This window comes from Xanthobacter sp. NM-59 (genome assembly GCF_021401125.1).
Taxonomy (GTDB): Bacteria; Pseudomonadota; Alphaproteobacteria; order Rhizobiales; family Xanthobacteraceae; genus Xanthobacter.
Map to the genome: position 1 here is coordinate 115,479 of NZ_JACBFQ010000014.1, position 10,782 is coordinate 126,260.

11 protein-coding genes are annotated in these 10,782 nt (G+C 63.1%); all 11 read right to left on the bottom strand.

Features of this window, described 5'->3' with window-relative positions:
* Positions 1-97: 97 nt before the first annotated feature.
* Positions 98-1,093, bottom strand: coding sequence for a sulfate ABC transporter substrate-binding protein (locus tag L0966_RS20535; RefSeq protein WP_234053944.1), 996 nt, complete (start codon positions 1,091-1,093; stop codon positions 98-100).
* Positions 1,094-1,748: 655 nt separating this feature from the next.
* Positions 1,749-2,402 (bottom strand): nitrogen fixation protein NifQ, encoded by a 654-nt coding sequence (locus L0966_RS20540; protein WP_234053925.1) that lies wholly within the window; start codon positions 2,400-2,402, stop codon positions 1,749-1,751.
* Positions 2,403-2,418: 16 nt separating this feature from the next.
* The gene (gene fdxB, locus L0966_RS20545) at positions 2,419-2,712 is read right to left on the bottom strand and encodes a ferredoxin III, nif-specific (protein ID WP_234053927.1); all 294 of its coding nucleotides are present in this window, start codon (positions 2,710-2,712) and stop codon (positions 2,419-2,421) included.
* A gap of 60 nt (positions 2,713-2,772) precedes the next feature.
* Complete coding sequence (locus L0966_RS20550; RefSeq protein WP_234053928.1) at positions 2,773-2,973, bottom strand: CCE_0567 family metalloprotein; 201 nt, start codon at positions 2,971-2,973, stop codon at positions 2,773-2,775.
* 7 nt (positions 2,974-2,980) lie between these two features.
* Positions 2,981-3,454 carry a NifX-associated nitrogen fixation protein gene (locus L0966_RS20555; protein WP_234053929.1) on the bottom strand — a complete coding sequence of 158 codons (474 nt, stop codon included), beginning with the start codon at positions 3,452-3,454 and terminating at the stop codon, positions 2,981-2,983.
* Positions 3,455-3,565: 111 nt separating this feature from the next.
* Positions 3,566-3,961, bottom strand: coding sequence for a nitrogen fixation protein NifX (gene nifX, locus L0966_RS20560; RefSeq protein ID WP_234053930.1), 396 nt, complete (start codon positions 3,959-3,961; stop codon positions 3,566-3,568).
* 24 nt (positions 3,962-3,985) lie between these two features.
* Positions 3,986-5,389, bottom strand: coding sequence for a nitrogenase iron-molybdenum cofactor biosynthesis protein NifN (gene nifN, locus L0966_RS20565; RefSeq protein WP_234053931.1), 1,404 nt, complete (start codon positions 5,387-5,389; stop codon positions 3,986-3,988).
* Positions 5,390-5,399: 10 nt separating this feature from the next.
* Complete coding sequence (gene nifE, locus L0966_RS20570; RefSeq protein ID WP_234053933.1) at positions 5,400-7,307, bottom strand: nitrogenase iron-molybdenum cofactor biosynthesis protein NifE; 1,908 nt, start codon at positions 7,305-7,307, stop codon at positions 5,400-5,402.
* A gap of 147 nt (positions 7,308-7,454) precedes the next feature.
* Entirely contained in the window at positions 7,455-9,014 is a 1,560-nt protein-coding gene (nifK, locus tag L0966_RS20575) for a nitrogenase molybdenum-iron protein subunit beta (RefSeq protein ID WP_234053934.1), read from the bottom strand.
* Between the two features lie 110 nt (positions 9,015-9,124).
* Positions 9,125-10,630: a nitrogenase molybdenum-iron protein alpha chain gene (gene nifD / locus L0966_RS20580; RefSeq protein WP_234053935.1), complete on the bottom strand. Its 1,506-nt coding sequence runs from the start codon at positions 10,628-10,630 to the stop codon at positions 9,125-9,127.
* A gap of 75 nt (positions 10,631-10,705) precedes the next feature.
* On the bottom strand, positions 10,706-10,782 hold a 77-nt coding region (locus tag L0966_RS20585), incomplete at its 5' end, for a dinitrogenase reductase (protein WP_234053936.1).

The following is a 10,782-nucleotide window of genomic DNA, read 5'->3' on the forward strand; positions in this document are numbered from 1 at the left end:
ACGGGGGAAACGAGGGCGCCGCAGGGCATTCCTAACACCCCGCGGCCCCGGTCCGCACCCTGTCGCGTGGTCGCTGATGACGGGAAGATGCCCAATGCTACCGTCCGGTGATCTGATCGAACACGCCGCCATCGGAGAAGTGCGTCTTCTGGGCTTTCTGCCAGCCGCCGAACACCTCATCCACGGTGAACAGCTCCACCGGCGCGAACTTGTCCTTGTACTTGGCGGCGACCTCGGCATTGCGCGGGCGATAATAATGGCGCGCGGCCAGCTCCTGCCCCTCGGGGGTGTAGAGGAACTTCAGATAGTCCTCGGCCACGGTGCGCGTGCCCTTCTTGTCGACCACCTTGTCGACCACCGCCACCGGCGGTTCCGCCAGGATGGACACGGAGGGGGTGACGATATCGAACTTGTCGGGGCCGAGCTCGTTCACCGAGAGATAGGCCTCGTTTTCCCACGCGATCAGCACGTCGCCGATGCCCCGCTCCACGAAGGTGACGGTGGCGCCGCGCGCGCCGGTGTCCAGCACCGGGGCATTCTTGTAGAGCGCCTGAACGAAGGCCTTCGCCTTCTCCTCATCCCCGCCGAACTTCTTGAGCGCATAGCCCCAGGCGGCCAGATAGTTCCAGCGCGCGCCGCCCGACGTGCGCGGATTGGGCGTCACCACCTTGATGCCGGGCTTGGTGATGTCGTCCCAATCCTTGATGCCTTTGGGATTGCCCTTGCGCACCAGGAACACGATGGTCGACGTGTAGGGAGAGGAATTGTCGGGCAGGCGCTTCTGCCAATCCTTGTCCAGCAGCCCGCGCGCCGCGATGGCGTCGATGTCATAGGCGAGCGCCAGCGTCACCACATCCGCTTCCAGCCCGTCAATGACAGAGCGGGCCTGCTTGCCGGAACCGCCATGGGACTGGCGAAGGGTCAGCCGCTCCCCGGGGTGCGCCTTCTCCCACTGGGCGCCGAACGCCTTGTTCACGTCCGCATAAAGCTCACGCGTGGGGTCGTACGACACGTTCAGAAGGGTGGTTTCCGCCGCGATCGCCCCCTTGCAGCCAACACCGCCCGCCGCCACAGCCAGGACAAGAGCCGCCATCCAGGCGCGGATGGACGAGGGACGTGCGCTCATGGGACCTCCAGAGGAAACAGGCGAATGCGCCGAACGCTTTATGAGAGCGACGATCGCACCCTCTGGCGGCACCGTCAACATAAATCAATAAATATGATGGTATTAATGGATTTTGTGGGCGGCGCGCCGATATTCCCGTGCCCGCACGGGTTTTCACCGAGATGCGCCCATCCTTGCCGATCTTGGATCCATCAGCAGCTGCAGGCCCGCCACCGCCCTCAGCGGAGAGCTGCCGGCACGCGGCTGAGGGCTCCCACATGCGCCGGGGTCAATGCTGACGGGACGGCGGCCGCTGCGGCGGGGACGGAGCAATTTGCCCCATGGGAGAGCCCGAGCGCACCGACGCCGGACGCGTCCGCCAGCCCGGGGGACAAGCCGCAGGTTACCGCGTTGCAGAGCCTCGGGAGGCGGCGCGACCGCGGACGACTGGGCGTGACAAGGGGTCAGGCATGGCACGCCTTCGGTCGGCGCGCCCCTCACCGCCTGCGCTCCAAGACTGGAGACGCAGGACCGCGCCCGCGCGGACACTGGCGGCTTTTTCGGCTTGCAGAATAAGTGTTCAGCTTGCGCCAGGCGCGCCGACGCGGTGAGAGGCGCCGCGAACGCTAATCGCTCGCGGCGCTTATTCCGCCGCCGCGGGGAATTCCGTCACCGGGGGCTCGGAGGATGGCCTGCCGTTTCGCGCCCACGCCAGGCGGGACTCACCATCTTCCGCCCCAAAACACACGTGAAAGTCATCGCACTCCGCGCACACCGGCGCCGTGCACAAGGTGAAGCCTTCCGAACCGCAGACCATGCGATAGAGAAACTTCTTCCACTTCATGTCGTTGCGGTTCTTTTGCGCCAGCGGAGCGAAGTGGCGCTTCATCAGCTCGGAGAGCTCGCCGCGATTGCGCAGCCCCAGATCCTGCCACAAATGGTGGGGCGACTTGCAGCGCCGGGCAATCATTGCCCCCAGCAGCTGCTCAAGAGCATCGCCACTCGTGCAATACATGCCCAGAATATCGCGGATGGACTGCTCTTCCTTGTCCACGTCGGGAGCGGATGCCGCGCACCACTTTTCAGCCTCCGCCCCCAGGTGCGGAAAGGCAAGGCCGAGCAGCCGGCGCAGCGCGCCCCCTGAGAGCCCGACGCCCTGCAGCGGGCCCTGTCCGGATGCGCCCCCCTCCACCACGGCAAGGGAGAGGATCGCGGCGACGACATGCCGGTCGAAAGCGTCGCAATCGACGGGACCGGGCGTTGCGAGGAGCTGGTCGTAGACCTCTTCTGCTGTCATCGCCGCTGCTCCTTGATCAGGCCGCCTTGTCCATCCCGTGGATCTGGCAGTTGGCGGGACACACTCGGGCGCAGGCACCGCAGCCGATGCAGGCCCCCGAATCGTTCATCACCATCACCTTCTTCTCGACGTCATCATCCTCGTCATCATCGAGGCTGACCACTTCGCCGTCCTCGTTGATACCTTTGAGTGTCATCACATCCCGGCCGCAGACCTTGTAGCAGCGCCCGCAGCCGATGCACTTCCCGGCATCGATGTCGAGCAGGTAGTCTGGCTGCCAAGCTCGACCATCTCGGGTTTCGTTAGACATGGGAAAGACCTTCCAGGTTCGGGCGGCCCGCCCCGGGCCGCCAGGATCAACCGGCGCGCGTCACGCCGCTTCGAGGGCCTTGAGCTCCGCCCGCTTCTTTTCCAGGTCGGCAAAGGCATCATGGGCCTTCTTCGCCACTACGGGGATCTGCTCCCAGTTCACCGGCAGTTCCTCGGAGAGGTCATGAAGGTCCATCTTGGCCTGGGTGGCCTTGGCCGACAGCTTCTTGAGTTCCGCCTTCAGGGCATCTATATCGCTCATGGTCGCCTCAGTAGTTGGCCACTTCCGGGAACTTCTTGATCATCTCGACGCCGGAGGTGACATACTTCATGCCCTCTTCCCCGAGCTTGCCGAGATTGTCGAAGCCGAAACGGTGTATGTCGCGCAGCTGCTTGTTCACCACGATCAGCCGGCCGCCGATAAGCACCATGCGGCCGAAGCCTTCGTGGCTCATCTTCAGCATGGGGCTGATCATCACGCGGGTCTCGCGCTCGATGAGCAGGCACACGGCGTTGAAGAACAGCTCCAGCCGCCAGATGGTCTCCGGATCGGGATCTCCGATGATCGGCAGCGCGCGGCGCGCTTCCTTGTCGATGATGTAGGGCTCGATTAGGTCGAGATCCTTCTTGCCTTCCCAGGCGCCGTGGGTGTCCTGGGCGCGCCAGACCTTGATGAGCTCCTTGACGAAGGGCGACTCTTCCGCGGGAACCGTTGCGACGGCGGCTTCAGCTGCTTCGGCCATGGGGGCGTCCTCTCGAGCATTTTCGGGCGGCCGCAATTGCGCCGCGTGAAGGAAAAGCATCAAGCCGCGATGCCGCGGGCTTGACGCGAACGACCGGGGGCGAAAGACGCCTCAATCCTCGAAATCGAAGCTGCGTTCCTTGCCCTTGTTCAGGGCCTTGCGCAGCCACGGCGGGGGAGCGCCCTTCAGAACTTCCGAAAGCTTGTCGATCAGATCGGAGATCTCTTCCGGCTGGTTCACCTTCATGGGGTGGATATTGTTCGCCACCACACGCGCCGCGCCCGAGCCGCCGATGGCGGCCACGTAGAGAATCGCACAATCCTTGATGGCCTCGATCTTCGGGGCCAGCTTGTCCTCGTTGCCGTCTTCCTTCAGGTCGCCGTCGAACTCGACGGATTCGATGAAGTGGTGCTCTTCCGGGTTCACCTCATAGATGGCGATGTGCTTCGCCCAACCGAAATGAGCATCGACGCGCTTCATGTCCTGCGTAGCAAATGCGACTTTCATGGTGCTTTCGCCTCGACATTCTTCTTAGTGATGGGTCGCTGCAGAAGTCGTGCCAGTTTCGTGGCCATGGCCGTCCGCATTCCACGGGTCGCGCCAGGTTTCCGGGGTCGGCTCGTGGTTCTCCTCGTGATCCTTGATGACGAGGTTCGCGAGATTGAAGATGAGGTCCCGCGTGCCGCGATAGCCCACCGAGAGCTGGTGGCCCGCGCCAAGCCGGTCGAACATGGGCATGCCGATGCGGTGGAACGGAATCTTCAGCCGTTCCGCGCCCTGGCGGCCATGGGAATGGGTCATCAGCAGGTCGCAGCCCCGCTCCTTGGCCAGGGTCTCCAGATCTTCCAGATCGCCAATCAGCACTTCCTCGGTGGGCAGCTTTTCGAACACCGGGGACTGCGTCGTCGTCACGGCCGCGACAATGTGGGTGCCCATCTCGTGCAGCATGGAGCCGATGTCGAACAAAAGGTCCGGCTCGGCACCGATGGCGAGCTTGCGCCCGCCGAGGTGGAAGTGGGCATCCAGCATCGCGTCCACGAGCTGGCCCCGCTGCCGGCGATACTTGCGCGGCACCGGCTTTCCCGACACCTCGCTGAGGAACATGATGAATTGGTCATTGGGCGCAAGCCCGCACAGGCGCTCGAAGACCCGCCCCCTGGAGCCGGTCTTCTTCTCCATGGCATCCACCGCCCGGCGCATCTGCGCGCCGATGCCGATGGTCCAGGCCGCCTCACCCATGGTCGCGATTTCCTCAACGCCGATGCCGCCGATGGTGGTCGGCGTGAAATCGTCGGGAATGTGACCATCCAGAGAGCCCGCCAGATCCGGCAGGAAGGACGGGGCCAGCCCGAAATCCTCAATGATGGTGCGCAGCTCGTCCAGGTCGCCCGGCGTCATGTGGCAGCCGGGCAGCACATTGATGCGCTTCGTGTCCTTGGCGGCCCCGGGCTCCGGCGTCTTCACCAGGGACTCGACCATCTTGGCGACGGTCTTCTCCCAGCCGTCCTGGAACGCATCCTTAAAGTCGGGCGTCGAGACATAGACGAGCGGGAAGTCCGCGAGCTGCGGATACTTGGCGCGGATGAGCTTGATATAGCCATCCACGTCGTCGCCCTTGGTCTCCGTGACACCGGTGGAGCAGATTCCGATGATCTCGGGATTGGTGCGATTGTAGATGTTGAGAATCGCCTGCTCGACATTCTCAAGGCCGCCCAGCACCGTGGCCACCTCGCTCATGGCGGTGGTCTGCAGCGGAATGGCTTCCTTGAAGTGGCGCACGAACAGCACCAGGCCGAACGAGGTGCACCCCTGGGAGCCGTGCAGCAACGGCATGCAGCCGCGCAGCCCCATGAACGCCAAGGCGCCGCCGATGGGCTGGCTCATCTTGAGCGGATTGACCGTGCAGGCCTTCTTGGAGGGAACGAGCTTCGCCATCTTGCCGCCCTCACTCCGCCGCCACCAGCGCGTCGGGCGCCGAGCCGCCGTTCACGCTGGACAGGATATCGCCCACCCGCTCCGCGCAGCTGCCGCAGCCACCGGAAGCCTTGGTCTGCGTCTTCACCTGCTCGACCGTCGTCAGGCCCTGCGCGCGAATGACATCCTCAATGGTGCCCACATCCACGCTCATGCAGTTGCAGACCTTCTTCGCCCGGCGCGCGGCCTCGGCGGCCACCGGATCAATGATCACCTCCGCCGCGGCCGCCGCGGCCACGCCCATGTTCTCGAAGATCTCTTCGATGCGGACCGAGCAGGCCCCGCAGCCCCCCGAGGCATTGGTGTGCTGACGCACGCCCTCCACTGACGTGAGACTGTGCGCCGTGATGGCATCCTCGATGGTGCCCAGATCCACACTCTTGCAATTGCAGATCTTCTTGGCGCGCCGCGCCGCTTCGGCGGCCACGGGATCAGCAGCGAGGGCGGCGGCTTCCGCCTCCATCTGCGCGATGGCCTTGGCCTGCCAGGAATCCTCGGGATTATCCCACGGGGCGGGCTTACGCACCTGCTCCCAGATGGGATTGTAGAGCGCCTTGTCGATCTCCTCGACCAGCTTCACCATGCCCACATAGCCCATATAGGCGTGGTGGCGCTCCTGGTTGATGTCGAGCCAGGGCATGTTGGCCTTGAGCGCGATGAACTGCGAGCGGCCGCCCGAGAGCATGATGTCCGCTTTCGCGTCCTTCAGCATCTTGTACATTTCGCGGGGCTTCATGTCGTCGATCATGTGGGCGTCCTGCCCCATGAGCTCCTTGATGCGCTCCTTGTCTTCCTTGGTGGACTTCTTCACGGAAGTACCGACCAGTTCAAGGCCCGCCTCCTGGAGAGCCGCGACGACCGACCAGGACTTCACACCGCCGGTAATCAGCAGCACCTTCTTGCCCTTGAAGCGAGGCTTATACTTGGCGATGGCTTCCCAGGCCTTCTTCTCCTCGCGAGCGATGAGCGCCTCGGTGCGGTCCATCAGCTCCGGATCGGCGCCCTTCTCGATCAGCATCCGCGCGATTTCGCGCAGGGAGTCCGAGGAATCCTCGATGCCGTAGAAAGAGCCCTCGAAGAAGGGAATGTCGTAGCGCTCCTCCATCTTGCGGGCCACGTTGATCATGGCCTTGGAGCACACCATCATCGCCGCCTTGGCGCGATGCGAGGAGGCAACGTCCTTATACTTCGCGTCACCTGAGATGCAGGCCAGGACGCGGATGCCGAGTTCGTCCAGCAGCGGCTTCACCTGCCACAGCTCACCCGACAGATTGTATTCGCCGATGATGTTGATGTCGTACGGCGTGGTGTATTCCGGCTCTTCGGTACCGATGACATGGTCGAGGATGGCTTCGCCGGCAAGCTTGTTGCCGAGATTCTTCGGGCCCACGAAGCCGGGCGAGTTCACCGGGATCACGGGCTTGCCGAACTTCTCCTTCGCCGCCTTGCAGACCGCGTCAATGTCGTCGCCGATCATGGCGGGCACGCATGTCTGGTAGACGAAGATCGCCGGCGGATCGTACTTCTCAATGATTTCCTTGATGGACTTGAACAGGCGCTTCTCGCCGCCGAACACCACGTCGGTTTCGTTGATGTCGGTGGTGAAGCCCGTGCGCCAGATGTTCGAGCCCGAGGACTTCGCGCCGCGATTGTCCCAGGAATTACCCTCGCAGGCGATGGGGCCGTGCACGAGGTGAGCGACGTCCGTGAAGGGCTGGAGCGCAATCTTTGCGCCGTCGAAGGCGCATCCGCCGGCGGCACCGCCGGGTTGCAGCTGCTTGGTGCAGCCCTTTTTCTTTTCGGCTTCAGACTTGTTCTGGTTCTTCGCGCATCCCGGTTCGTTGAAGACGGCCTGAATCGTGTTCGACAGCGAGCTCATGGATCTCTCCTTCAACGTCGGGGCTGTGTCAGATCGCGGAAAATTTCGGATGGTCTCCCTGTCGGGTCGGCCCGGGTGGGGCTCCCGGATCGGCTCGCGGTCACGCAACGAAGCCCGGGCGGGAAAGTCCCGCCCGGGTCGAAGACATCAACGAATGATGTCGAAGGAGTAGTCGGTCTTGGCCGGAACGATGGTGTTCTGGTCGATGGTGTCGAAGATCTTGTCCAGGATGGTGATGAGCACGTTCATGCCACCCTGATAACCCCACACCGGACGGCGGTGATGGTGGTGACGGTCGAAGATCGGGAAGCCGATGCGGATCAGCGGGGTGCCCGTGTCGCGCTCCAGATACTTGCCGTAGGTGTTGCCGATCAGGAAGTCCACCGGCTCCGTGAAGAGCAGGGACCGCATGTGCCACAGGTCCTTGTTGGGATAGGCCTTGCAGTTGCCGCCGAAGGGCGAGCTGTCGAACAGCTCCTGCATCTTGGCCGCCCACTTCGGGCCACCGTTGGTGGACAGCACGGTGGTGGGCTCGGCGCCGAGCTCCAGCAGGAAGGCGGCCAGGCCGTAGCACAGGTCGGGATCGCCGTAGATGGCGAACTTCTTGCCGTGGATGTGGGCGGACGAGTCGGCGATGGCGTCAACCAGGCGGCCGCGCTCGCGGGCGAGTTCCTCAGGGATCTCCTTGCCGGTGATGCGGGAGACTTCCATCAGGAACTTGTCGGTGCCAGCGACGCCGACCGGGTGGTTGAACGCAACCACTTCGTGACCATGACCCTTGATGAAGGGCAGGGTCTTCTCGGTGCAGTATTCCTGCATGGAGATGGTGGCCTTCGCGTGGATGGCGTTGGCCGCCTCTTCCAGCGTGGTGCCGCCGTCATACATGCGGAACTCGCCGTCGGTGGGGGTGTCCCACACGTCGGAATTGTCACCGAGAATGGTGTACTCGACGCCCATCAGGTTGAAGATGCGCTTGATCTCGCGGATGTTGCCGACGGTGTAGCCGTCGAAGCCGCCGAGGAAGTTGATCTTCTCGTTGGGCTCGCGCACCAGCTTGTCAGTGGTGCCGGCCTTGCCGTCCCAGAAGTGCTCGAGCACGCCCTTCATGGCATTGTCGTAGCCGGTGATGTGGCTGCCGACGAAGGCCGGGGTGTGGGCGAAGGGAACGTCATACTCGGCCGGAACCGAGCCTTTTTCCTTCGCGGTCTTGATGAACGCGTTCAGGTCGTCGCCGATGACTTCCGCCATGCAGGTGGTGGAGACGGCGATCATCTTCGGCTTGTACATGTTGTAGGTGTTGGCGAGGCCGTCAATCATGTTGTTGAGGCCGCCGAACACCGCCGCGTCTTCCGTCATGGACGAGGACACGCAGGAGGTGGGCTCCTTGAAGTGGCGCGAGAAGTGCGAGCGATAGTACGCCACGCAGCCCTGCGAGCCGTGCACGAACGGGATCGTGCTCTCAAAGCCGACCGCGACGAACACCGCGCCGAGCGGCTGGCAGGCCTTGGCCGGGTTCACGGTCAGGGCTTCGCGGGCAAAGTTCTTTTCCTGATACTCAGGGGTCTTGGCCCACTCGCGGATCCGCTCCACTTCCGCGGGATCGCGGGGGTTCTCGAACATCCGCTTCTTGTTGGCCAGCATCTGCTGGTACTCGGGACCACGGAAAAGCTCGAAGTGATCGAGCACGTTATCTGCATTTTGTGGCATAGCGAACCCCTTATGGTGGGTCTTGAACTCGACGTGCCTCTCCCGTTGCCCCTCCCGCGTGCGGGAGGGGCTGGGACAAGCTGGCGCTAGCTGGTGCTAACCGCGCTCGATCACTCGGCGGCGAGCATGGTCGGCTTGGACGGAGACTTCTTCCACGGGGTGTTGGTCATCTTCCACACCGGAGAGTTGATCGCCATGTCCATGTCGCGGGCGAAGATGGCGAAGCCGTCATAGCCGTGGTACGGGCCCGAATAGTCCCAGGAGTGCATCTGGCGGAAGGGCACGCCCATCTTCTGGAAGACGTACTTTTCCTTGATGCCGGAACCGACCAGATCGGGCTGGATCTTCTCGACGAACTTCTCGAACTCGTAGCCGGTCACGTCGTCATAGATGATCGTGCCATCCTTGACGTAGTGCTGGGCGGTGCGCTGATAGTCGTCGTTGTGGGCGAATTCGTAGCCGGTGCCGACCACTTCCATGCCCAGGTCCTCATAGGCGCCGATGACGTGACGGGGACGCAGGCCGCCCACGTACAGCATCACGGTCTTGCCTTCGAGGCGCGGACGATACTTCGCGATGACCGCGTCCATCAGCGGCTGGTACTTGGCGATGACGCGCTCAGCACCTTCCTTGATCTTGTCGTCGAAGTAGCTGGCGATCTTGCGCAGCGACTCGGCGATCTTGGACGGGCCGAAGAAGTTGTACTCGCACCACGGAATACCGAACTTCTCTTCCATGTGCCGCGAGATGTAGTTCATCGAGCGGTAGCAGTGGAGAACGTTCAGCTTCGCCTTGGGGGTGTTCTCCAGCTCGGCGAGCGAGCCGTCACCCGACCACTGGGCGATCACGCGCAGGCCCATCTCCTCGAGGAGGATACGGGAAGACCAAGCGTCACCACCGATGTTGTAGTCGCCGATGATGGCGACGTCATAGGGGGTGGACTCGAAGGGGGCGACCCGATTCGGATCCTGCTTGTCGAAGATCCAGTCACGGATGGCGTCGTTGGCGATGTGGTGACCCAGGGACTGGGACACGCCACGGAAGCCTTCGCAACGCACCGGGACGATGGTCTTGCCGTCGTATTCCTTGGACTTCACCTTCGACACGGCTTCGATGTCGTCGCCAATGAGGCCGATCGGGCACTCGGACTGGACGGTGATGCCGTTATTGAGGGGGAAGAGCTCCTGGATTTCGTCCATGATCTTCGCGAGCTTCTTGTCGCCGCCGAAGACGATGTCCTTTTCCTGGAAGTCGGAGGTGAACTGCATCGTCACGAAGGTGTCGATGCCGGTCGTGCCGATATAGTAGTTACGGCGCGCCGCCCAGGAATACTGGCCGCAGCCAACCGGGCCGTGGGAGATGTGGATCATGTCCTTGATGGGACCCCACACCACACCCTTGGAACCGGCATACGCGCAGCCACGGATGGTCATCACGCCCGGAATGGACTTGATGTTGGACTTCACGCCGCAGTCGGACTTACCGGCTTCGTGCACGTTCAGGTGCTTCGCGCGACGCTTCGCGGTCTTCTCGGGATAAACCTTGAGAACTTCCGCGATGAGTTCTTTGTTGCGCGCCTTGATTTCAGCAACGCTCTGCTTTTCGGCCAAGCTCATCTTGAAATCTCGCTCTCGTTGGGGTTGCCGTCGTCCCGGCCGGGTCGCGGAGCGTCCCGGCCGGCGTCATCACACTCAGGCGGTGAGCTCGGCGGCGGTCTTGCCGACCTGGCTCTCGTCGACGGCCTTCATGATGCCGTGCTCCATGAGCA

What these genes read in the sequence shown, in the direction of transcription:
- fdxB (WP_234053927.1), bottom strand. Translation starts at nt 2,712, where the DNA reads ATGTCTAACGAAACCCGAGATGGTCGAGCTTGGCAGCCAGACTACCTG.
- L0966_RS20540 (WP_234053925.1), bottom strand. Translation starts at nt 2,402, where the DNA reads ATGACAGCAGAAGAGGTCTACGACCAGCTCCTCGCAACGCCCGGTCCC.
- L0966_RS20550 (WP_234053928.1), bottom strand. Translation starts at nt 2,973, where the DNA reads ATGAGCGATATAGATGCCCTGAAGGCGGAACTCAAGAAGCTGTCGGCC.
- nifE (WP_234053933.1), bottom strand. Translation starts at nt 7,307, where the DNA reads ATGAGCTCGCTGTCGAACACGATTCAGGCCGTCTTCAACGAACCGGGA.
- nifD (WP_234053935.1), bottom strand. Translation starts at nt 10,630, where the DNA reads ATGAGCTTGGCCGAAAAGCAGAGCGTTGCTGAAATCAAGGCGCGCAAC.
- nifN (WP_234053931.1), bottom strand. Translation starts at nt 5,389, where the DNA reads ATGGCGAAGCTCGTTCCCTCCAAGAAGGCCTGCACGGTCAATCCGCTC.
- L0966_RS20535 (WP_234053944.1), bottom strand. Translation starts at nt 1,093, where the DNA reads ATGGCGGCTCTTGTCCTGGCTGTGGCGGCGGGCGGTGTTGGCTGCAAG.
- nifK (WP_234053934.1), bottom strand. Translation starts at nt 9,014, where the DNA reads ATGCCACAAAATGCAGATAACGTGCTCGATCACTTCGAGCTTTTCCGT.
- L0966_RS20555 (WP_234053929.1), bottom strand. Translation starts at nt 3,454, where the DNA reads ATGGCCGAAGCAGCTGAAGCCGCCGTCGCAACGGTTCCCGCGGAAGAG.
- nifX (WP_234053930.1), bottom strand. Translation starts at nt 3,961, where the DNA reads ATGAAAGTCGCATTTGCTACGCAGGACATGAAGCGCGTCGATGCTCAT.